Source organism: Paraconexibacter sp., from assembly GCF_059438195.1.
On record NZ_JBLKKY010000058.1, the window covers coordinates 1 to 22,088 of the forward strand.

The following is a 22,088-nucleotide window of genomic DNA, read 5'->3' on the forward strand; positions in this document are numbered from 1 at the left end:
GCGCGGGTGCGGGGGCCGGCGCGGGCGCCGGGGCGGGCGCGGGCGCCGGGGCGGGCGCCGGGGCCGGTGCAGGAGCCGGGGCGGGTGCGGGGGCCGGAGCCGGAGCGGGTGCCGGGACGGGCAGGGCGACCGTCGGGACGACCGGCGGGGCAGGAGCCGGTGCGGCGACGCCGCCGGTGCTCGCCGGCCTGGACGGCGCGAGGCTCACCGTGTCGGAGCCGGTCTGCGTCGGTCGCAGCGGGGCCGGGGCCGTCGGGCGGGCGGCGGGACGCGCGCCCATGGGGTCCGGTGTCGTCGCGGGCTCGCCGGCCACGGGCTCCTCGGCCGGAGCATCGGGGCTCGGAGACGTCGGCTCGGCGTCGTCGGAGGCCGCCGTCGCCGCCTCGTCCTTCTCCTCGTCGGCCGGTGCCGGTGCCGGCGTCGGCTCGGCGGGCGCGGGGGCCGGCGCGGGCGGCGCCGGGGAGGCGGTCGCGGGCTGCGGAGCGCTCGCGACGACGGTCGGCTCCTCGGCGGAGGGCATCGCGGCGATCGCCGGCGCGGGGTCGGCGCGCTCGACCTCCGACTTGCGGACGTGGTCCACCTCGACCGCTCCGGCCGTGACGATCGCCGCGGCCGCGAGACCGGCGGCGGTCTTCGTGCCGATCGCGCTGATGCCCGCTCCGAGCGCCGAGCCGGCGGCCGCCGAGCTCGCGACGGCGCCCGCTCCGGCACCGGACGCCGCGGCGCCCGTGCCGGCCGCGCCCTGGGCGAGGATGAACTTCTTGAGGAGGAGGAGCGGGCCCACCGGGAAGACGGCGGCGAGCGCCTTGTTCGTCGATCGCAGCTCCTTGCGGAAGGTGGCGCAGCGCTCGCACTGGCGCACGTGGCGGCGGATCGGCGGCGAGCTGCGCGTGAGGCCCTCGGCGATCTCGCCGAGCTCGACGCGGACCTCCTCGCAGGTGAGCTTCCGCGCCTCGGCCGCCTCGGCGAGCGAGACGCGGGCCCGGACGAGCAGCGACTTGATCGACGGGACCGTCGTCTCCATCGCCTCGGCGATCTGCTCGTAGGAGAGCGCGTCGATCTCGCGGAGGAGGAGGGCGGTGCGCTGGGTCTCGGGCAGGTCCTGGACGTCGGAGACGAGCTGGCGGAACTCCTCGCGCTTGTGGACGCGGTCGGCGGTCGTCGTGCCGTGGTCGGCGAGGTGGACGTCCATCGAGTCGACGCCGATCGCCTGCTGGCGGCGGAGATGGTTGAGGCAGCGGTTGCGCGCGATTCGGTAGAGCCAGGGCCGGGCGTTGATCGGGCGGTCGTCGGCGAGGATCGCGTTGAACGCGGCCGCGAAGACCTCCTGCAGCACGTCCTCGGCGTCCTCGCGGGACCCGAGCATGTGCCGGCAGAACGAGAGAAGGCGCGACTGGTAGCGGCCGACGAGGGTCTCGTAGGCCGCCTGGTTCCCGCGACGGGTGAGCGCGATGAGGCGCTCGTCGCCCTGGAGACGCAGGAGGGGGGTGGGGCCGCGCAGTCCCTGCCCGGCGTGATCGATCGCGGTGCTGAAGTCCATACAGGCGCTCACCAGGAGCGAACACCACGATCGCATGGAAGTTGCCAGGGGCGCCGCAGGTGCTCCGGATCCTCACGAACCCCTCATCGGAGCCGGTCAAGACCGGTCACAGACCGTCAGCGTGCCAAGACGCGATCGACCGCAAGTTCCGCGGTCTCCCCCCGTTCGGGTGGTCAGGGAGAGGGGGCGCGGAAGGGAGTCCGCGTCTCGGCGCTGCGAGGAAGGGCGGGCTCAGGTCGTGCGGAACGCGAGGGCGAAGGGGCAGGTCGGGGCGCTCGCCGCCGGTCTCCTCGTGCTCGCGCTCGTCGCCGTGCTGCTTCTCGGGGGCGGCGGCGGCGACTACCGCGTCACCGCGCGCTTCGTGAACGCGAGCCAGCTCGTCAACGGCAACCTCGTGCAGGTCGCCGGCCGGCCCATCGGCGAGGTGACCGACATCGAGGTGACGGACGACGGCCTCGCCGAGGTGACGCTCACGATCGACGACGAGGGCTACTCCCCGCTGCGCCGCGGGACGCGCGCCACCGTCCGCCAGGCGTCGCTCTCCGGCGTGGCGAACCGGTACGTCGATCTGCGGCTGGGGCCGGGCGACGCGGACGAGGTCCCCGACGGCGGCACGCTCGAGACGACCGAGACGACGAGCGCCGTCGACCTCGACCAGCTCTTCAACACCTTCGACGCCGATACGCGCGAGGGGCTCCAAGGCGTCATCGAGGGCTTCGCGCGCAGCTACGACGGCGACCCCGAGGCCGCGAACCGGGGCCTCCTCTACCTCAACCCCTCGCTCGCCGCGACCTCGCGGCTCTTCTCCGAGCTGAACCGCGACGAGCCGCTCCTCGAGCGCTTCGTCGTCGAGAGCTCGCGTCTCGTCACCGATCTCGCCGAGCGCCGGGACTCGCTCGCCGGCCTCGTCGACGGCCTCGCCACGACGACGCGCGCGATCGGCGTCCGGCGCGACTCGCTCGCGGAGGCGATCGGCCGGCTCCCGTCGTTCATGCGGCGGTCGAACACGACCTTCGCATCGCTGCGCGCGACGCTCGACGACCTCGACCCGCTCGTCCGGGACAGCCGCCCGGCCGTCGCCGCGCTGCGTCCCGTCCTCCGCGAGCTGCGGCCGTTCGCCCGTGATGCCCGCCCGACCCTCCGCGACCTCTCGCGCCTCCTGCGCTCCGACGGGAAGGCCGACGACCTCGTCGACCTCACGAACGCCCAGCCCGACCTCGCCGCGATCGCGACGCGGCCGGCCCAGCGCAACGGCGCGCGGCGGGAGGGCGCCCTGCCGGCGAGCACGAAGGCGCTCGCGGGCTCGACGCCGCAGTTCGCGTTCGTCCGGCCCTACGCGCCCGAGCTCACCGGCTGGTTCGACGACTTCAGCCACTCGGGCATCTACGACGCCCTCGGCGGGGCGAGCCGCGTCGGGCTCCACCTCAACCTCTTCACGCTGCTGAACGGCGTGCTGCAGCCGATCCCGCCCGAGCTCCGCGAGGAGGCGTTCCGCGCCGTCGCGCAGACGAACCAGCGCAACCGCTGCCCCGGTGCCCTCGAGCGCGGCTCGATCTGGAAGCCGACGCCCGACTACAACTGCGACGAGACGCAGGTGCCGCCCGGCCCATGAGACGGCTCGCCTCCCTCCTCCTCGCCGTCCTCGCCGTCGCTGGCGCACTCCTCGTCGCCGGCGCCGACGACGTGCGCACCGACTCGGTCTCCTACAGCGCCGAGCTCGACAACGCCTTCGGCCTCGTCGAGGGCGGCGACCTCAAGGTCGCCGGCGTGCGCGCCGGGACGATCACCGGTCTCGACCTCGACGAGGAGACGAACCGCGCGGTCGTCGACTTCGAGGTGACGGAGAACGGGTTCGGCTCGCTGCGCGAGGACGTCCGCTGCGAGGCCCGGCCGCAGTCGCTCATCGGCGAGTACTTCCTCGACTGCCTCCCGGGCTCCTCTTCCCGCGAGCTGCGGCCGGGGACGCGCATCCCCGTCTCCCGGACCGCGTCGACGATCCCGCCGGACCTCGTCAACAACATCCTCCGGCGGCCGTACCGCGAGCGCCTCGCGATCCTCATCGGCGAGCTCGGCGCGGGCGTCGGGGGCAACGGCGCGAACCTCTCCTCGGCGCTGCGCCGGGCGGTGCCGGCGCTGCGCGAGACCGACGAGGTGCTCGCGACGCTCGCCCGCCAGAACCGCGTGCTCGCCGACCTCGCCCGCGACGCCGACGCGGTCATCACGGACCTCGCCGACAACCGCGACGACGTCGGGCGCTTCGTCGTCGAGGCGCGCGACACGGCGCGCGCGTCGGCGGCCCGTCGCGAGGAGCTCGCCGAGGGCTTCCGGCGCCTCCCCGGCTTCCTCGCCGAGCTGCGTCCGACGATGGCGGCGCTCGGCGACGTGGCGACGGAGCAGACGCCCGCCCTCCGCGACCTCCAGGCGACCTCGGGCGAGCTCGAGCGCCTGCTCGAGAACCTCGGGCCGTTCGCGGAGGCGTCCCGCCCGGCGATCCGCTCGCTCGGCGAGGCGTCCGTCACCGGGAAGCAGGCCGTCGAGGCCGCCGCCGAGCCGGTGAAGGAGCTGGCCCGGTTCGGCGGCCAGGCACCCGAGGTCGGGAAGAACCTCCGCTTCGTCCTCGAGCACCTGAACGACCGCGAGGCCGCCGTGGAGCCCGACGAGCGCAGCCCCGGCGGCAAGGGCTACACGGGCTTCGAGGCGCTCCTGCAGTACGTCTACGACCAGGTCCTCTCGACGAACATCTACGACCAGAACTCGCACATCCTCAACGTCTCGGTGATCCCGCCGACGAGCCCGTGCTCGGCGTACGCGGACGTGAAGCGCGCGAAGGATCCCGCGACCGACGGGTGCGCCTCGGCGCTCGGCCCGAACCAGCCGGGCATCAACTTCCCCGACCCGTCCGCCGGTCCCGAGCGGCCGACGAAGCGCCGCCGCGGGAAGGACGAGAAGGACGAGGCGCCGGACGTCCCCGCGCACGCGCTCCCCTCGCCCGACACGGCCCCCGGCGAGGCGCCCGCACCCGCGACCCCGGCCCCGAAGCCCGCGCCGCTCCTCCCGGGCCTGCCGGAGATCGAGATCCCCGACCTCGAGAAGCTCGTCCCGGAGGCGCTCCGCCCCGAGAAGCTCCTCCCCGACCTCGCCGACCGGGCCCCGCTCCTCGAGCGCGACATGCTCCTCGACTACCTCTTCGGCCGATGAACGGGCGCCGCTCACGAGCCTCGATCGTCGCGAACCCCGTCCTCGTCGGGGCGGTGACGGTGCTCATCCTCACCGTCGCGGTCTTCCTCGCCTACAACGCGAACAACGGGCTGCCGTTCGTCCCGACGACGCAGCTCGTCGTCGAGCTGCCCAACGGCTCGAACCTCGTCCCCGGCAACGAGGTGCGCTCCGGCGGCTACCGCGTCGGCGTCCTCGACGAGATCACGCCCGCGCGGCTCTCGGACGGCCGCGTCGGCGCCCGCGCGCGCCTCAAGCTCGACAAGGAGATCGGCGACGTCCCGGTCGACAGCCGCGTCGTCATCCGCTCGCGCTCGGCGCTCGGGCTGAAGTACGTCGAGCTCACCGTCGGCGACTCGCCGCGGACCCTGCCGGACGGCGGCACCCTCCAGGTCGAGCAGAGCGCCGCGACGACCGAGCTCGACGAGGTGCTCTCGACCTTCGACCGTCCGACGCGCGCCGCCTCCCGCGAGAACCTCGAGGTCTACGGCGACGCGTTCACCGGTCGCGGCGGCGACCTCTCCGCGACGCTCGGGGAGGCGCCGGACCTCTTCGCGCGCCTCGGGCGCGTCGCGAAGAACCTCTCCGACCCGCGGACCGACCTCGAGAGCTTCTTCGGCGAGCTCGGTGACGCCGCGCGGGTCGTCGCCCCGGTCTCGCGCGCGAACGCCGAGCTCTTCACGTTCCTCGCCGACACGTTCGACGCGTTCTCGGCCGACCCCGCGGCGCTGCAGGAGACGATCCGCCGCACGCCGCGGACGCTCGAGGTCGGCACGCGGTCGCTCCGCGTCCAGCGGCCGTTCCTGGGCCGCGTGGCGGCGCTCTCCGGCGACCTCCGGGCCGCGAGCGCCGAGCTGCGCGAGTCGCTGCCGACGATCAACGACGCCGTCGAGACCGGCACGCCGGTCCTCGCCCGCAGCGAGCCGCTCAACGAGGAGCTCGCCGCGACGATGGTCTCGCTGCGCGACCTCGCCCGCGCGCCGACGACGCTCGGCGCGCTCCGCGGCCTCACCGCGACGATGGGCACGCTCAACCCGACGCTCCGCTTCCTCGGCCCGTACGTCACCGTCTGCAACTCGTGGAACGTGTTCTGGACCTTCGCGGCCGAGCACCTCTCGTCGCCGACGCAGACCGGCAGCCAGCAGCGCGTCCTGCTCAACGAGGCGCCTCCGGGCATCCCGGGCGGGGACGGCGTCGGCCAGATGGGGGCCAACGAGTTCGCCAACGGCGACGAGAGCCCCGAGCCCGGCGCGACGCCGACGCGCATCCACAACGCCTTCCACGCGCCCGCGGTCCTCCCCGACGGCCGCGCGAACTGCGGCGCGGGCCAGCAGGGGTACGCGCAGAGCCACAACCCGTTCCGCGACCGCTCGATCCCGGGCGACCCGTACCGCGACGTCTTCGTCGACACGCCCGACGACACGACCCTCCCGCGCGTCGGGCCGACGTACCGCCGCTTCGACCGGGAGGGCCGCGGCGTCACGCTCAACCCCGAGCGCGTCCCCGAGGGCCAGACGTTCACGCACCGGCCCGGCGGCCGCGGCGTCGACGTCCCGCGCGTCCCCGTCGAGCGGGCGCCCGAGGCGCCGAAGGACCCGGAGGTCCTCCACCCGTGAGCCCGCGCCGCACACGCTCCCGGCTCTCGCGCTTCCAGGCCGGCCTCCTCGCGATCGCCGTCGTCGTCGTCGGGACCTACCTCGGCTTCGCGAAGGACGTCCCGTTCGTCAACGAGCCGTTCCAGCTCGAGGCGGTCTTCCCGTCGGCGAACAACCTGCGGACGAACTCCCCGGTGCGGATCGCCGGCGTCGACGTGGGGGAGGTCACGTCGATCGAGCGCGTCCGCCCGGGCGCCGAGGCGGCACGCGTCGTCATGGCGATCGAGGACAAGGGCCTCCCGATCCACAGCGACGCGACGATGAAGATCCGGCCGCGCATCTTCCTCGAGGGCAACTTCTTCGTCGACCTCCAGCCCGGCTCGCCCTCCGCGCCGACCGTCGGCGACGGGGACACGATCCCGATCAACCAGACCGCGGCTCCCGTCCAGCTCGACCAGGTCCTCACCGCGCTCCAGAGCGACACCCGCGAGGACCTCAAGGTCGTGCTCGACGAGTTCGCGGCCGGCCTCGAGGGCGACGGCGCCCGCGGATTCCGCCGCTCCCAGCGCTTCTGGGAGAGCGCGTACCGCGACTCGGCGATCGTCAACGACGCCGCGACCGGCGAGAAGGCGGGCGACCTCTCCGCCTACATCCGGGACGCCGGGGTCGTCGCCGCCGCCCTCGACAGCGAGCCGGAGGCGCTCAAGAGCCTCGTCACCGACTTCGCCGCCGTCGCCCGCGCTCTCGCGAGCGAGGACCGCGAGCTCACGGCCGCCGTCGAGGAGCTGCCGCGGACGCTGCGCACCGCGGGGCCGGCGCTCGCCGCGCTGCGCCAGGCCCTGCCGCCGCTGCGCGCGTTCGCGAGCGACCTCCGCCCCGGTGTCCGCTCCTCGACCGAGACGCTCGAGGAGACGCTGCCGTTCGTCCGCCAGGCGCGCGGCCTCGTCGGCGAGAGCGAGCTGCGCGGCCTCAGCGCCGACCTGCGCAGCGTCGTGCCGTCGCTCGCCCGCCTCACCGACCGCAGCGTCCCGCTCCTCGAGCAGAACCGCCTCACCGCGAGCTGCACGAACGAGGTCCTCCTCCCGTGGTCGTCGAGCACGATCGAGGACGCGGACTTCCCCGCCACCGGCCCCGTCTTCGAGGAGGCCGCGAAGGGCCTCAGCGGGCTCGCGGGCGAGAGCCGCTCCGGTGACGCGAACGGGCAGTGGTTCCGCGTCCTCGTCGCGGGAGGCACCTTCGTCACCGGGCTCACGAACAGCAGCGCGATGCTCCTCACCGACCGGCCGATCCAGGGCGTCAACCCGCCGCCGCCGACCGGCGGCCGCAGCCCGCTGCGCGCCGACGTCGCCTGCGAGACGCAGCAGGCGCCCGACCTGCGGTCGATCCCGGCGCCGCCGCCGAGCCAGAGCCGGCGTGCCGTCGTGCCGGAGAGCGGGCCGGGTCGCGAGCGCTACGAGAAGCTCCTGCGCCGCGCGGTCCGCAGCGCCCGCAAGGACGTCGAGGCCCGCGGCCTCGACCTGCGGGTCATCACGCGCGAGGCGACGCGCGACACGCTCGCCGCCGTCCGGGCAGCCGCGAAGAAGGCCACGGGAGGCGGACGGTGACGCGCGCGATCCGCATCCACGCACGCGACTTCGCGGCCGTCCTCGTCCTGTTCGCGATCGCGGTCGTCGTGGGCGGCTACATCCTCGACCAGCAGCGCCTGCGCTTCCCGTTCATCGAGGACGAGCCGTTCGAGCTGCGCGCGGAGTTCTCCACCGCGCAGGCCGTCACGCCTGGTCAGGGCCAGACCGTGCGGGTCTCCGGCGTGCGCATCGGCGACATCTCGAAGGTCGAGCTCGTCGACGGCCGCGCGGTCGTGACGATGGACATCGACGCCGACCGCGAGGGTCTCGTACGCACCGACGCGAGCGCGCTCCTGCGTCCGAAGACCGGGCTGAAGGACATGTTCATCGAGCTCACGCCGGGCTCGAAGGACGCCCCGCCCGCTCCCGAGGGGTTCACGATCCCGGTCGACTCGACGCTCCCGGACGTCAACCCCGACGAGATCCTCGCCTCGCTCGACGCGGACACCCGCGACTATCTCAAGCTGCTCCTCGGCGACGCGGGGGAGGGGCTCGAGGATCGCGGTGACGACCTGCGCGAGGTGCTGCGGCGCTTCGAGCCGACGCACCGCGACCTCGCCCGCGTGACGCGGCTCGTCGCGCGGCGCGACGAGAACCTCCGCCGGCTCGTGACGAGCCTCGGCCGCCTCAACGCCGAGCTCGCCGACAAGGGCGAGGACCTCGCCGAGCTCGTCACCACGAGCGCGACCGCGATGCGCGCGCTCGCGAGCGAGCAGGACAACCTCGGCGCCGCGGTCGACCGGCTGCCCGACACGCTGCGTGAGACGACCTCGACGCTCGCGAAGGTCGAGCGCTTCGCCGACGTGCTCGGCCCCGCGGTCACCGCGCTGAGGCCCGCCGCGCGCCGCCTCGACGAGGCGAACCGCGCGGTCCTGCCGTTCGTCCGAGAGGCCGCCCCGGTCCTCGAGAAGCGCGTGCGGCCCTTCGTCCGCGCCGCCCGCCCGGTCGTCGACGACCTCGAGACCCCCGCCGCCGACCTCGCCTCGGCGACGCCGGACCTCACGCGGTCGTTCACGGCGCTCAACGCCTTCGTCAACCTCCTCGGCTACAACCAGGGCGGCCGCGAGGGCCCGGGCGTCCGCTCGCGCGACGAGGGCTACCTCTTCTGGACCGCCTGGCTCCTCCACAACGGGGCGGCGGTGTTCTCCAGCGGCGACGCGAACGGGCCCTTCCGGCCGATCACGATCGCCGGGACCTGCGGCACGGTCGCGCAGATCGCCGACACCGTCCCCGGGCTCGGCCTCCTCTTCGCGAGCGTCCTCAGCGACCCCACGATCTGCGAGGACGTGCTCGGATGATCAAGCAGGCGCCGACGCTCCCGCGGATCCTCGTCATGGTCGTCTTCGCGCTGTCCTGCTTCGGCCTGCTCCTCTTCCTCTGGGTGAGCTTCGGCGGCTCGACGCCGCTCAAGCCCCAGGGCTACCGCGTGAAGATCGCCTTCCCCGAGGCGACGCAGCTCGGCCTCGAGGCGGACGTGCGCATCGCAGGGGTGTCGGTCGGGAAGGTCCGCGACAAGTCGATCGACGACGCGCACCCGAACCGGACCGTCGCGACGGTCGAGCTCGAGCCGCGCTTCGCGCCGCTCCCGTCGGACGCGCGGGCGATCCTCCGCCAGAAGACCCTCCTCGGCGAGACCTACGTCGAGCTCACGCCCGGCACGCGGGGCGCGCCGGCGGTCGAGGAGGGGGGATGGCTCGCGGACGCCCGCGTCGCGGAGACGACCGAGCTCGACGAGATCTTCGACGCCCTCGACGAGGAGACGCGCGCGGACTTCCGCACCTGGCAGCAGCAGCTCGCGAAGGCGAGCACGGGTCGCGGCCGCGACCTCAACGACGCCTTCGGATCGCTCCCGCGCTTCGCCGCCGACGCGAGCGACGTCCTCGGGGTGCTCGACGTCCAGGAGCGCGCGGTGCAGCGGCTCGTGCGCAACACCGGCGCGGTCTTCGGCGCCCTCACGGAGCGCGAGGACCAGCTCTCGACGCTCATCACGAGCTCGAACGACGTCTTCAGCGCGACGAGCGCCCAGCAGGAGGCGCTCGCGGAGAGCTTCCGCATCTTCCCGACGTTCCTCGACGAGTCGCGCTTCCTCCTCGCCCGCCTCGAGCGGTTCTCCCGTGACACGGACCCGCTCGTCCGCGATCTCGGGCCGGCGCTGCGGGACCTCCGTCCGGCGGTGGCCGACCTCGGTGCGGCCGCCCTGGACCTGCGGCGCTTCTTCACCGATCTCGATCCGCTCATCGAGGCCTCACGCCGCGGTCTTCCCGCGACGCGGGAGGTCCTCGACGCTGCGAGGCCGCTCCTCGGCGAGCTCCAGCCGTTCCTCGAGGAGCTCAACCCGGTCCTGCAGTGGCTCGAGTACCACCAGATCACGGTCGCCGACTTCATCTCGAACGGCGCGGGTGCGCTGGCCGACACGGTCCCCACCCGCAACTCGTTCGAGCGCGGCCACTACCTGCGGCAGTTCGGGCCGGTCGGCGCCGACACGCTCGCGATGCTCTCGAAGCGGCCCGCCGCCTCGCGCGGCAACGCCTACCTCAACCCGGGAGCGCTGCAGGGGCCCGAGCGGGCACGGCGCATGATCTTCCCGAACTTCGACTGCGCGAACACCGGCGAGCCGGGGGACGGGACGTACCAGACCGAGCTGCCGGACACGAACGACATGCCGTCGTGCTGGGTCCAGCCCGCTCCGGCCGTGCCGGAGGGGAACACGCGCAAGTATCCGCGCATCGAGCGCGCGGACTACGGGACGCGCGGCCGCTGAGAAGCGTCCTCGTCGGGCGCCGCCGCCACGGCGCCCGGCGAGGCGAGATCGGTGTCAGGCGACCTGCGCCTCGGCGACGGCCACCGGGCTCAGCGCGTCGAGGACGCCGCCGGCGAGCGACGCGTCCCCGGTCACCTCGAGGGACCCCCGCGCCTGGTTCGGCCCGAGGGCTTCGACCCAGGCGTCCTGGGTCCCGGAGATGCGGGCGTCGGCGCCCGGCTCGGAGCGCTCCTCGTAGCTGACGCGGCCCTGCGCGACCTGGAGGACGTAGCGCTTGAGCTGGCCGTCCGGGCGCTCCACCTGGATCTCGACCGTGCCGGACATCGACGACGGGAGGGCGAGGCCGGGGACGGACCGGAAGATCGCCCCGACGTCGATCGACTCGCCGCCTCGGGGCGGGCTCCACGCCCACTGCGACCCCCACCGAGCGAGGGCGCTGATGACGGGCATGAGGTCGCGGGCGCGCTCGGTGAGCTCGTAGTCGACGCGTGGCGGGACCTCGCGATAGCGCTGCCGCGTGAGGAGCCCGTCCGCGACCATGCGATTGAGCCGCGAGCGGAGCTGCTCGGTCGAGATTCCGGGCAGGACCCGCTGAAGCTCGACGAAGCGCCGAGGCCCACCGACGAGGTCCCTCACGATGAGGAGGGTCCACTTGTCGCCGACCAGATCGAGGGCGCGCGCGTCGGGCGCCCACTGGTCGTACGGGTGGCGCTTGGGAGGAGGCACGGAAGGAATGGCGACGGCTCCTTGTGTGACGTGGTGCTGAGGGACGGGTGACCGGCGAACGGCGCGCTCCCGAGGCACCTTAGTGAGGTGCGCTGACGACGAGGGGCGTTCCATCGCGAGATTGGAAAGGCATACCCACGATGACGGACCAGAAAACCCATGCGCCCCGATGCGCCAACTTGGGCGCACGCGCGCAAGTCGGCGGGACGACGGCCGTTCTCGCGGGTGGAAGGGCGCCGCGCCTGGGGGAAGGCACGACGCCGGACGATGGAGGTCAGCCCCGTGGGGGAGCTCATCAGCTTGGACGAGTGCCGCAGGAGCACGGGCTCGGGCCGCGCGCACCGTCTCGGACGGCGCGTGGGTGCCGGGGGAGGGGACCCCCTCGAGCCGCGCCCGGCGCAGGCGCCCGTCTTCTGCTTCGACCCGGCGGCGGCCGGCACGTATCTCGCCGCCGAGCGCATCGAGCGCTGGTTCGCCGGCGCCGAGTGGGTCCCGTGCGCGCCGATCGGCGCGACGCCGGACTCCGAGCGCACGGCGGCCATCGGCGCGCGCGCCGCGGCCCTGGGCCTCCCGCTCGTCTGGCCCGAGAGCGGACCCGGGTCGGGCACGGCCGTCCGCCGCGTCGCCGCGCTCGCCGCCGAGAGGGGCGTCTCGTGGCGCTTCGCCCTCGCCGCGGGCCGGCTCGCGTACTGCGGCGGCTTCGACGTCGACGATCCGGAGATCCTCGCGGAGGCCGCGGCCGCGGCCGGGCTCGGGATGATCGAGACGCTGCGCGCGGCGCGCGACGCGACGCGGGACGTCGCACTCGTCGAGGCGACCTTCCGCGCCCGCCGGGCGGGCCTGCGCCGGCTGCCCGGCGTGCTGGTGGACGGGCGCGCGTTCGGAGGCGAGGAGCGTCTCGGCGAGGCCCTGGTCGCCCACCGGGCATCGGCTCCGCGGCCCGCGCGGATCTGAGCGTCTCCCCGCGGGCGGGGCCCGGGACGCTGCGTCGGCAGCGCCGGCGACGAGTCTGAACGCCATCGTTCAGACAACGACGCACCGGCCGTCGCCGACGGGTAGGGTGGCCGGTATGAGCACGAGCGCGGAGCAGTCCACACTCCACGGCGGTCGCCTCGTCGCGAGGCGCCTGAAGGCCCACGGCGTGACGAAGCTCTTCACGCTCTCCGGCGGCCACATCTTCTCGATCTACGACGGCTGCCGGGAGGAGGGCATCGACCTCGTCGACGTCCGTCACGAGCAGTCCGCGGCCTTCGCCGCCGAGGGCTGGGCGAAGGTGACCCGTGAGCCCGGCGTCGCCGCGCTCACGGCGGGGCCCGGGGTGACGAACGGGATGAGCGCGCTCGGGTCCGCCCTCATGAACCAGTCGCCGATGCTCGTCCTCGGCGGCCGCGCCCCGGCGATGCGGTGGGGGATGGGATCGCTGCAGGAGATCGACCACATCCCGTTCGTCCGCCCGCTCACGAAGTACGCCGCGACCCCGTCGTCGACGGCGGAGATCCCGGGGATGGTCGACGACGCGCTCGTGGCCGCCGTCACCCCCCACAGCGGGCCGACGTTCGTCGACTTCCCGATGGACTACGTCTTCGGCGAGGCGGAAGAGCCGGCCTCCGATGTCGTGCTCCCCTCGATGGCCGGGGGACCGGAGCCCGACGGCGCGGCGCTCGACCGCGCGATCGCGCTGCTGCGCGACGCCGAGCGGCCCGTCGTCATGGCCGGGACGAACCTCTACTGGGGCCACGGCGAGAACGCGCTGCGCGCGCTCGCCGAGGAGCTCCGCATCCCGGTCTTCCTCAACGGCCTCGCCCGCGGCTGCGTCCCCGCCGACCACGAGCTGGCGTTCTCCCGGGCCCGGAGCGACGCCCTCAAGGGCGCCGACGTCGCGCTCGTCATCGGCGTTCCGATGGACTTCCGGCTCGGCTTCGGAGCGGCGTTCGGCGAGGAGGCCGAGCTCATCGTCATCGACCGGGCGGAACCCGTGCGCGACCACCCGCGCGCGGTCGCCGCCGAGCTCTACGGCGGGCTGACCACGATCATCGACGCGCTGCGCACGGGTGCCGCCGGCTCGGCGGACGCGCGTGCCGGCTGGGTCGACGGCCTCCGCGCGACGGAGACCGAGAAGCGCGCCGCCGAGGAGGAGGAGCGCAACGACCCCCGCGGCCCCCTCCACCCGATGCGCGTCTACAAGGAGCTGTCGGAGGTCATCGACCGCAACGCGATCATCATCGGCGACGGCGGCGACTTCGTCTCGTACGCGGGCCGGGTCATCGACAGCTACGAGCCCGGGTGCTGGCTCGACCCCGGCCCCTACGGCTGCCTCGGCAGCGGCCCCGGATACGCCATCGCGGCGAAGCTCGCGCGGCCCGACCGGCAGGTCGTCCTCCTGCTGGGCGACGGCGCGTTCGGCTTCAGCGGGATGGAGTTCGACACGATGTCGCGCCTCGGCATCGACGTCGTCGGCGTCATCGGCAACAACGGCATCTGGGCGCTCGAGAAGCACCCGATGGAGTTCCTCTACGGCTACTCGGTCGCCGCCGACCTCGCGCCGGAGCGGCGCTACGACACCGTCGTCGAGGCGCTCGGCGGGCACGGCGAGATCGTCCGCACGCCCGAGGAGATGAAGCCCGCTCTGGAGCGGTCCTTCAGCGCCGGGAAGCCCGCGCTCGTCAACGTCCTCACGGACCCGCAGATCGCCTACCCGCGGCGCTCGAACCTCGCCTGAGGGGCGGGCGCCGCCGCGAGCGGGCGACCGCAGAAAGAGAGGAAGCCGCCACGAAGGACGGCTTCCTCAAAGTGGCCCCGTCGGGACGGGCAGGGGTACGTGCCATCGGGGGCCTGATGGGGTGGTCCGGGCGGCGGGAGGCGCCGATTCGATGCGGCTACGCCCGGACCTATGGGGGTCGGACCCTTCGAGCGTCGCCTTGAAGGCTGTACCCGTCCGATCCGACACGTGCAGTATCGGGGGCGGACCCCGATCGCACAATCAGACAAGTGTCCAGTTCGGCAGCGCGAAGTGATGAGTCGGTCGAAGGGGGTCCGCCGACCGCCCGAATCGCCATCCCCGCTGACGAAACTCACGCCTGCGGTGAGTTTCGTCAGCGTGGATGGGGCTCGCAGCGCTCAGAAGCCGCTCGCGCGCAGGGCGGCGCCGCGGAGGATGTCGTGCTCGGAGACCTCGACCTCGTCGAGATCGAAGAGGCGCATCGCCTCGACGAGGAGCACGACCCCCGGGACGATCGTCAGCGCCCGGTCGGGATGGAGGCCCGCGACCTCGCGGCGCTCGTCCTCGCTCATCGTCGCGAGGCGGGCGAGGATGAGCTCGCACGTCCCGAGCGTGAGGCGGTAGCCGTGGACCCGCTCGGGGTCGTAGGGCTCGAGTTCCTGCGCGATCGCGGCGAGCGACGTCGCCGTGCCCGCCACCGCGATGCCCGCGCGGACCTCCTCACGGACGTTCGGCGGGACGCCCGCCGCGAAGATCTCGCGGACGTCCTCGGCGACGGCGACGAGCTCGTCGTGCTCGGGCGGGTCGTGGCGGATGTGCCGCTCCCCCTGACGCACGACGCCCGCCTGGGTCGAGACGTAGAAGCGCACCCCGTCGGGGTCGCCGACGATGAGCTCCGTCGACCCTCCCCCGACGTCGATGACGACGACCGGGTGGGGAAGCTCCGGCGACCGGTCGCTCGTCGCGCCGAGGTAGGTGAGCTGCGCCTCCTCCGTCCCGTCGATGGTCCGCGCGTCGAACCCGTGGTCCTCCCGGACGCGGCGCGTGAGCTCCGCGCCGTTGCCCGCGTCGCGGACGGCGCTCGTGAGGACGCCGGTGGTGCGGGTCACGTCGAGGGCGTCGGCGCGCTCGCGGAACCCGCGGAGGACCGTGAAGACGCGCTCCATCGCGTCGGCGGACAGCTCGCCGGTCTGCTCGAGGCCGGCGCCGAGGCGCGTGACCGTCGAGATGCGCTCGAGCTCGGTCACCGCCCCGTCCTCGCCGACGTCGGCGATGAGCAGGCGGGTCGAGTTCGTCCCGATGTCGACGACGGCGACGCGCATGGCCGCGGACGCTATCCCAGGTCGACGGGGTGCGGCATCGGGCGGCCGTCGAGCGCGGCGAGGAGGTTGTCGACGGCGAGATCGGCCATTCGCTCGCGGGCGTGGCGCGTCGCGGAGCCCATGTGCGGGAGGACGAGGAGGTTCGGGGCGTCGAGCAGGGGGTCGCCGGCCGGGAGCGGCTCGGGGTCGGTGACGTCGAGACCGGCCCCGGCGAGGTGGCCGGAGCGCAGCGCAGCCCGCAGGGCCGCCTGATCGACGAGCCCGCCGCGAGCGGTGTTCACGAGGATCGCGCCCGGACGCAGCGCCTCGAGCGCCTCGGCGTCGACGATGCCGCGCGTCTCGTCGGTGAGAGGGCAGTGCAGGGTGAGGACGTCGGCATGGGGGAGGGCCGCGAGGAGGTCGTCGTCGCGACCGAGGACGCGCACCTCGCTCCCGAAGGCCTCGAGGCGCGCGGCGACGGCACGCCCGATGCGGCCGCCGCCGACGACGACCGCCGTCGCGTCCCGCAGCTCGAGGCCGAGCCAGCCGCCGGGCTCCCACGTCGTCCAGCGCCCGTCGCGGACGGCTGCCGACGCCGCGGGCAGGTGACGCGCGACGGCGAGGAGGAGGGCGAGCGTGAGGTCGGCCGTCGCGTCGGTGAGGACGTCCGGCGTGTTGCCGACGGCGAGGCCCCGTGCGCGCGCGGCGGCGAGGTCGATGTTGTCGTGGCCGACGGCGTAGTTCGCGACCGCGCGGAGGTGGGGCGCCGCCTCGAGGAGGTCGGCGTCGACGCGGTCGGTGAGGAGGGCGAGGAGGCCGTCGGCGCCCGCCGCCAGCGTCCGCAGCTCGCCGGGGCTCGGCGGGCCCTCGCCGGGCCACACCGTCACGTCGTGGACGGCCGCGAGGCGCTCGAGGGCCGAACCCGGGAGTCGGCGCGTGACGGCGACGGTGGCCACGCGTCGATCCTCGCACGCGGGGCGGCGCGGTCCTCAAGCGAGGTGCGGTGCGGCCGAGTAACGGTCCGAGCACCTGTACGTCCGGGGGGCCCGGGCCGTCCAACGACCAGCCGAGACAAGGACGACACACACCATGTTCTGGAAGAGGAAGAGCGGCCTCGGAGATCCCGTCGTCGCGGAGCTGCGCGAGCGCCTCGAGAGCCTCGACGCGAACTGCCTCACGGGCCTGGAGCGCGGGCTCACCGCGATGCGCGGCGGCGATCTCACGGTCGACGCGACCCCGGTGACGACCCCGATCACCGCGGAGTCCCGGAACCCCGAGGTGCAGGCGCTCGTCGACATCTTCAACACGATGCTCGGCCGCGCGCAGTCCGCGCTGGAGAGCTACAACGCGACGCGGGAGGACCTCCGGGCGGCGCTCGGCGACGAGTCCTGCCTCGACGACCTCCGCGGCCGGCTGCGCTCCCTCGACGGGAACTGCCTCACGAACCTCCAGGGCGGGCTCGCCGCGATGGAGGACGGGGACCTCACGATCGAGGTGACGCCGGTGACGACGCCGCTCACCGCCGCCGACGGCCGCTCGGTCGGCGAGCTCGCCGAGATCTTCAACTCCATGCTCGCGAAGGCCCAGACCTCGCTCGAGGCCTACAACTCGACCCGCGAGGACCTCCGTCGCGCGCTCGGCGACCACTCGTGCCTCGAGGACCTCGTCGGTCGGCTCACGAGCCTCGAGCAGCACTGCCTGACGAACCTCCAGAAGGGCATCGTCGCGATGAGCGAGCGCGGCGACGTCTCCATCGAGGTCGTGCCGGTGACCACCCCGCTCTCCGCCCGCGACGGCGAGGCGGTCGGGGCGCTCGCCGAGATCTTCAACGCGATGCTCGGCAAGGCCCAGACGTCGGTGAACGCCTACAACGAGCTCCGCGGCAACCTGTCGGAGTTCGCGGCGCTCGTCGAGCGGGTCGCCGGCGGCGACCTCTCCGTCGACGTGACGACCAAGGGCGAGGCCGACGTCCTCGGCCGCGCGTTCCTGGAGATGACCGCGAAGCTCGGCGAGCTCGTCGGCGAGCTCACCGAGATGGCGACCGAGCTCGGCGACGCCTCGCAGCGGATGGCGCGCACGAGCGACGAGACCGGCCGCGCGATCGGCGAGATCGCCCAGGCGATCGGCGAGGTCGCGCACGGCGCCGAGCGCCAGGTGCGCAGCATCGCCGGCGCTCAGGGGATGACCGAGGAGGTCGTCACCGCGACCCAGTCGAGCGCGGCGAGCGCCGACGAGGCGACCGCCGCCGCCCAGCAGGCCCGCGACGTCGCCCACGAGGGCGCAGAGGCCGTCACGCAGGCGACCGAGGCGATGGTCGCCGTCCGCGACGCGTCGACCGCCGTCACAGGCGTCATGGGCGACCTCGCCACGAAGAGCAACCAGATCGGCGGGATCGTCGACACGATCACGAAGATCGCCGAGCAGACGAACCTCCTCGCGCTCAACGCGGCGATCGAGGCGGCGCGCGCCGGTGATCAGGGACGCGGCTTCGCGGTCGTCGCCGAGGAGGTCCGCAAGCTCGCCGAGGAGTCCCAGCAGGCGGCCGCGTCGATCGGCGGTCTCGTCGGGGAGATCCAGGGGGAGACGCAGCGGGCGATGGACGTCGTCAAGAGCGGCGCCGACGCGACGGAGTCGGGGGCCTCGACGGTGGAGCAGGCACGCGAGAGCTTCCTCCGGATCGGCTCGTCGGTCGACGACATGAGCGATCGCGTCCAGCAGATCTCGGAGGCGATCCGGCAGATCGCCGAGTCCTCGGGCCGCATGCAGGCCGACATGGAGGACGTCGCGAGCGTCGCCGAGGAGTCCTCGGCGAGCGCCGAGCAGGTCTCCGCGTCGACCCAGCAGACGAGCGCCTCGGCCCAGGAGATCGCCGCGAGCGCCTCCGAGCTCGCGAACCGCGCGCAGGTCCTCGAGGAGCTCGTCGGTCGCTTCACGCTCGCGACGGATGCGGACACGCGTGCCGACCGCGGCGCGTCGGTCGTCCACATCGCCGCCGCGTAGGGCCGCTCATCGCCGCCGCCCGCCCGGGCGGCGGCGGGTTCACTCGTCGGCCGGCTCCTCGACCTCGCGCTCGTTGTCGTAGCGCGTCGTCGTCGGCTGGCGCACGGTCCTGCCGTCGGCGTACTCGAGGACGCGCGTCACGGTGATCGAGAAGTTCCCGTCGGTGACGGGCTCGCGGTCGCCCGGGACGGCGCGCACCCGGCGCTCGCCGTTGTCGCCGTAGAGCGAGATCGTGACCGAGGTGTCGTCGGTCGCCGCGCGGACGAGGATCGGCGCGTCGGTGTCGTTCGTCCACCGCATGTCGATGTCGGGGAAGTTGAGGGTCGCCTCGCGGCCCGCGGGATAGCGATCGATGAAGAGGCTGTGCGCGCGGAACGCGTCGATCTGCAGGCCCGCGAAGTACGCCGCGTTGTACATCGTCGTCGAGAGCTGCGAGACGCCGCCGCCGACCGAGTCGACGATCTGGTTGTCGGCGATGAACGGCGCCGGGACGTAGCCCTTGGCCTTCGTCCGCTCGCCGGTCGTCCCGTTGAGGGAGAAGGTGCCGCCGGGGGGCACGACGGTCCCGTCGATCGCCTTCGCGGCGGTCCGGATGTTCGTCACGCGCGGCTGGCCGGGGGCGTAGCGGGTCGTGAAGGTGCCGATGAGGTCGGTGACCGACTCGGCGGCCTCGCGTGAGACGTCGGGATCGACGCGCTCGGTCGGCATCTCCGCGGTGTGCTCGCCCGCGCGGATCGCCTCCTCGATCGCCGTCGCGAGGCCGGCGCGGTCGACGCGGCGGCCGGGGCGTCCGTCGCCGGTCACGGTGACGTCGGCCTCCCGCGGCCGCCAGGACACCGCGCCCTTGTCCTCGAGGAGAGTGCCCGGGAGGCGCGGAGCGCTGATGTCGGCGGTGCGCGCCGGCCGGTCGCGGCGCTTGCCGAGGGTCTCGGCGAGCTCGCCGAGGCGCTGGTCGTAGGCCCCGAGGCGCGCGTCCGTGCGCTCGTCGAGGGACTCGAGCGCGACGACGCGAGCGAGCTCCTGCGGCTCGACGACGAGGGGGTCGCCGGCGCCGGTGAGGCGCAGCGGCGTCTCGAGGTACTCCTCCGCGGCGCGCCGGACGGACTCCGCCTTCTCGCGGGGGACGACGCGGCGGGTGTCCACCGGGACGGAGATGCGCTCGGTCGTCGTCCCGGCGACGGCGGCGCGCAGCCGGCTCGCGAGCGTGGCGCGGTCGACCGTGCGTCCGGTCCGCGGCGGGACGAGGTCGACGGCGAGGCTCTCCGGGTCGACCGTCAGCTCACCGGCGAACGGCGGCCGGTCGACCTCCTCGGCGACGCGGCTCACCTCGCGGGCGACGGCGGCGCCGTCGACGCGGATCGCGGGTCGGACATCGCGGTCCGACACCAGGCCGGTGAGCGTGGCGGGAAGGCCGGCGAGGGCGCCGTCGCGCCCGGCGTCGAGCACGCGGCGGACGGTCTCGTCGAGGTCCGGCGTGTAGCCCGCGGCGGCGGCCGTCGTCTGGATCTCCTCGTCCGGGCCGACGAGCACGAGGACGCGCTCGCGCTCGAGGACGGGGGCGAGGCGGGCGCGGATCTCCGCGGCGTCGAGACCGCCGACGTCGATCCCCGCGACCGTCGTCCCCGGCAGCGCCTCGTCGCTGTGGGCGGCGCGCACGCCGACGGCGACGAGCAGCGGGAGGACGAGGACGACGAGGAACCCGACCGCCATGGCGAGCGCGGGGTGGCGCGGCTCGGGCGGCGGGGTGGGGCGTCGGGGCGGCTGAGGGGGCCGGGCGGGCCGGTGGGACCGGGTCGGCCGAGTGGGTTCGCGGATCACCACCCACCAAGGTACGGGGCGGCGACCTCCGACCCTGCCGGTTGCAACGGGCCGTTCAGGCGGCGCGCGCGGCGCCGGCCTGCTCAGTCCTTCGGGGACGCGCCGGAGGTCGCGTCCTTCTTCTTCGCCGACTTCTTCTCCTTGGCGGCCTTCTCGCGCTTCTCGGCCTTGCGCTTCTCGGCCTTGCGCTTCTCGGCCTTCTTCTTCTCGCGCTTCGCCGCGTCCACCTCCGCCTGCGAGCGCAGGACGAGGATCGTGCCCGTCTCGACGCCGGGCTTGGCGCCGCCCGGCCCGACCGCGGTGACCCGCACGTCGTGCCTGCCGTGGCGGCGGGGCACGAAGCCGAAGCGGTGGCTGCCCCGTCCGAGGCGGCCGCGGCGGGAGAACACGGTCTTGCCGGAGGCCGTCTTCACGGTGATGCGGACGTCGCTCCCCTTGGAGACCCACACCTTGATGCCGGCCCGGCTCCGGGCGCGCGGCCGGTGGGAGACGTGGAGGCCGATCCGCGTCTTCTCCCACATGTAGCGCCGGAAGCGCTTGCGGGCCGCGCAGTAGCGCTTGCCCGCGTCGTCCTTGCAGAGGTCGGCGAGGAAGTCGGTCGTGAGGTCGTGGTAGTGGACCGAGGACTCCGCGCCGCCGCGCGAGTAGAGCGACCAGGCCCCCGTGTCCGTCGCCTTCAGGATGTTGCGCGCGCCCTTCTCCCCGCGGCGGTAGAGCGCGAGCGCCTTGCCGGAGTCGCCGCGCAGCGCGAGGTCGCGCAGGCCGCGGATCGCGCGGAGGTGCCCGTTGAGGACGCGCAGCCCCGGCTTCGTCGAGTACATGACGAAGTGCCGTCCGCCGCTCTCGCCGACGGGGATCGACACGCCGAGCGGCGGGCGGTGGGAGAAGGCCTCGAGCGCCTGGCGCGCCGTCTCGAGGTACGAGGGGTCGTCGAGGATCTGCGCCGCCCGGGTGAGCGCCTGGATCGCCGTGCCCTGCGTCATCCCGCTGACCCAGGGGGCCGCCGCTCCGCCGAAAGAGAACGTCGACTCGAAGCGCAGCACGCCGTCGCGAACGACGCCGAAGGAGACGAGCCGGTCGACGGCGGAGCGCACGCGGTCCTCGTCGCACGGCTGCTGCGGGTCGAGGCAGTTGCGGGCGAGCGAGTTGACGCGGCCCCAGGAGGCGAGCTGATGGAGGACGAGGCCGTGGCCCGAGATGTGGCGCAGGGTCATCGGGTCGGTGTTCCGGGTGACGTCCTTGCCGACGGGCGCCCCGCGACGGGTCCACCAGTCGGTGTTGCGGCGCAGCGTCTCGAGGACGGGGTGGAGGCGGTCGCTCGTGAGCAGGCCGGCGGCGGCGAGGCGCTCGACGTCGCTCAGCGCGTTGCGCATCGCGCGTCCGCGCGCACCGCCGAGGGAGCCCGCCGCCTTGCGCGCCGCCTTGAGCGTGGCGCGATGGCGGTCGGCGGTCGGCTCGTCGATCTTGCGGTGCAGCCAGGAGCGGCGCACCGACGCCTCCGGCGTCCGGGACTTCTTGATGACCTTCAGCTCGTGGCGCCGGAAGCGCTTGTCGACCTCTTCGGCGCCGTCGGCGATCTCGTCGCTGGCCTGCTCGGTGAGCGACGCGACCGCGTCGAGGACGGGCAGGCGGACGGGCGCGGTGGGCACCGCGTCGTCGGCCTCACCGAAGGCGGACGGAGCGGAGACCATGAGCGCGGCGAGCGCGACAGGGAGGGCGATTGTGACCGGGAGGCGGGGAAGCAAGGGCCTTCCCCATGGTCTATCGGCCGGGTGGGTGGTTTGCGC

At 74.1% G+C, this 22,088-nt stretch carries 15 protein-coding genes; 9 read left to right on the plus strand and 6 right to left on the minus strand.

Going from position 1 to position 22,088, the window contains the following annotated elements; genetic code table 11:
- Positions 1-1,540, minus strand: a 1,540-nt coding sequence (locus tag ACME2J_RS17105) for an RNA polymerase sigma factor (protein WP_495546150.1), incomplete at its 3' end; no start/stop codon positions are given.
- Positions 1,541-1,778: 238 nt separating this feature from the next.
- Between ACME2J_RS17105 and ACME2J_RS17110 the strand changes: the two genes are divergently transcribed.
- The 6 genes from ACME2J_RS17110 to ACME2J_RS17135 are packed head-to-tail and all read left to right on the plus strand — an operon-like array spanning position 1,779 to position 10,737.
- On the plus strand, positions 1,779-3,152 hold the full coding sequence (locus tag ACME2J_RS17110; protein WP_495546151.1) for an MlaD family protein: 1,374 nt from the start codon (positions 1,779-1,781) through the stop codon (positions 3,150-3,152).
- Positions 3,149-4,738: an MlaD family protein gene (locus tag ACME2J_RS17115; protein WP_495546152.1), complete on the plus strand. Its 1,590-nt coding sequence runs from the start codon at positions 3,149-3,151 to the stop codon at positions 4,736-4,738. The genes ACME2J_RS17110 and ACME2J_RS17115 overlap by 4 nt, the downstream gene beginning before the upstream one ends.
- Complete coding sequence (locus tag ACME2J_RS17120) at positions 4,735-6,372, plus strand: MlaD family protein (RefSeq protein ID WP_495546153.1); 1,638 nt, start codon at positions 4,735-4,737, stop codon at positions 6,370-6,372. Before ACME2J_RS17115 ends, ACME2J_RS17120 begins: the two co-directional genes overlap by 4 nt.
- Positions 6,369-7,955: an MlaD family protein gene (locus tag ACME2J_RS17125; RefSeq protein ID WP_495546154.1), complete on the plus strand. Its 1,587-nt coding sequence runs from the start codon at positions 6,369-6,371 to the stop codon at positions 7,953-7,955. Before ACME2J_RS17120 ends, ACME2J_RS17125 begins: the two co-directional genes overlap by 4 nt.
- Entirely contained in the window at positions 7,952-9,274 is a 1,323-nt protein-coding gene (locus tag ACME2J_RS17130; RefSeq protein WP_495546155.1) for an MlaD family protein, read from the plus strand. Before ACME2J_RS17125 ends, ACME2J_RS17130 begins: the two co-directional genes overlap by 4 nt.
- Entirely contained in the window at positions 9,271-10,737 is a 1,467-nt protein-coding gene (locus ACME2J_RS17135) for an MlaD family protein (protein WP_495546156.1), read from the plus strand. The genes ACME2J_RS17130 and ACME2J_RS17135 overlap by 4 nt, the downstream gene beginning before the upstream one ends.
- Before the next feature lie 54 nt (positions 10,738-10,791).
- Here ACME2J_RS17135 and ACME2J_RS17140 read toward each other — a convergent pair whose 3' ends face one another.
- Positions 10,792-11,463 (minus strand): winged helix-turn-helix transcriptional regulator, encoded by a 672-nt coding sequence (locus ACME2J_RS17140; protein WP_495546157.1) that lies wholly within the window; start codon positions 11,461-11,463, stop codon positions 10,792-10,794.
- Between the two features lie 267 nt (positions 11,464-11,730).
- Between ACME2J_RS17140 and ACME2J_RS17145 the strand changes: the two genes are divergently transcribed.
- Together ACME2J_RS17145 and ACME2J_RS17150 are read left to right on the plus strand one after the other, a co-directional pair.
- The gene (locus ACME2J_RS17145; protein WP_495546158.1) at positions 11,731-12,417 is read left to right on the plus strand and encodes a DsbA family protein; all 687 of its coding nucleotides are present in this window, start codon (positions 11,731-11,733) and stop codon (positions 12,415-12,417) included.
- Positions 12,418-12,532: 115 nt separating this feature from the next.
- Positions 12,533-14,182, plus strand: coding sequence for an acetolactate synthase (locus tag ACME2J_RS17150; RefSeq protein WP_495546159.1), 1,650 nt, complete (start codon positions 12,533-12,535; stop codon positions 14,180-14,182).
- A 398-nt stretch (positions 14,183-14,580) separates the two neighbouring features.
- Here the strand turns inward: ACME2J_RS17150 and ACME2J_RS17155 are convergent, their stop codons facing one another.
- Together ACME2J_RS17155 and ACME2J_RS17160 are read right to left on the minus strand one after the other, a co-directional pair.
- Positions 14,581-15,504 carry a Ppx/GppA phosphatase family protein gene (locus ACME2J_RS17155; protein ID WP_495546160.1) on the minus strand — a complete coding sequence of 308 codons (924 nt, stop codon included), beginning with the start codon at positions 15,502-15,504 and terminating at the stop codon, positions 14,581-14,583.
- An 11-nt stretch (positions 15,505-15,515) separates the two neighbouring features.
- The gene (locus ACME2J_RS17160) at positions 15,516-16,439 is read right to left on the minus strand and encodes a 2-hydroxyacid dehydrogenase (protein WP_495546161.1); all 924 of its coding nucleotides are present in this window, start codon (positions 16,437-16,439) and stop codon (positions 15,516-15,518) included.
- Between the two features lie 133 nt (positions 16,440-16,572).
- Here ACME2J_RS17160 and ACME2J_RS17165 point away from each other — a divergent pair, with 133 nt between their 5' ends.
- Positions 16,573-18,483 carry a methyl-accepting chemotaxis protein gene (locus ACME2J_RS17165; RefSeq protein ID WP_495546162.1) on the plus strand — a complete coding sequence of 637 codons (1,911 nt, stop codon included), beginning with the start codon at positions 16,573-16,575 and terminating at the stop codon, positions 18,481-18,483.
- Between the two features lie 39 nt (positions 18,484-18,522).
- On the opposite strand, the gene ACME2J_RS17170 is transcribed toward ACME2J_RS17165, so the two are convergent.
- A complete protein-coding gene (locus ACME2J_RS17170; RefSeq protein ID WP_495546163.1) occupies positions 18,523-20,193 on the minus strand; it encodes a VanW family protein in 1,671 nt (556 codons plus the stop codon).
- 191 nt (positions 20,194-20,384) lie between these two features.
- The gene (locus tag ACME2J_RS17175) at positions 20,385-21,950 is read right to left on the minus strand and encodes a D-glucuronyl C5-epimerase family protein (RefSeq protein ID WP_495546164.1); all 1,566 of its coding nucleotides are present in this window, start codon (positions 21,948-21,950) and stop codon (positions 20,385-20,387) included.
- Positions 21,951-22,088 lie beyond the last annotated feature (138 nt).

Coding starts and splice junctions, on each gene's coding strand:
- ACME2J_RS17150 (WP_495546159.1), top strand. CDS start 12,533: ATGAGCACGAGCGCGGAGCAGTCCACACTCCACGGCGGTCGCCTCGTC.
- ACME2J_RS17120 (WP_495546153.1), top strand. CDS start 4,735: ATGAACGGGCGCCGCTCACGAGCCTCGATCGTCGCGAACCCCGTCCTC.
- ACME2J_RS17135 (WP_495546156.1), top strand. CDS start 9,271: ATGATCAAGCAGGCGCCGACGCTCCCGCGGATCCTCGTCATGGTCGTC.
- ACME2J_RS17170 (WP_495546163.1), bottom strand. CDS start 20,193: ATGGCGGTCGGGTTCCTCGTCGTCCTCGTCCTCCCGCTGCTCGTCGCC.
- ACME2J_RS17155 (WP_495546160.1), bottom strand. CDS start 15,504: ATGCGCGTCGCCGTCGTCGACATCGGGACGAACTCGACCCGCCTGCTC.
- ACME2J_RS17165 (WP_495546162.1), top strand. CDS start 16,573: ATGTTCTGGAAGAGGAAGAGCGGCCTCGGAGATCCCGTCGTCGCGGAG.
- ACME2J_RS17115 (WP_495546152.1), top strand. CDS start 3,149: ATGAGACGGCTCGCCTCCCTCCTCCTCGCCGTCCTCGCCGTCGCTGGC.
- ACME2J_RS17145 (WP_495546158.1), top strand. CDS start 11,731: ATGGAGGTCAGCCCCGTGGGGGAGCTCATCAGCTTGGACGAGTGCCGC.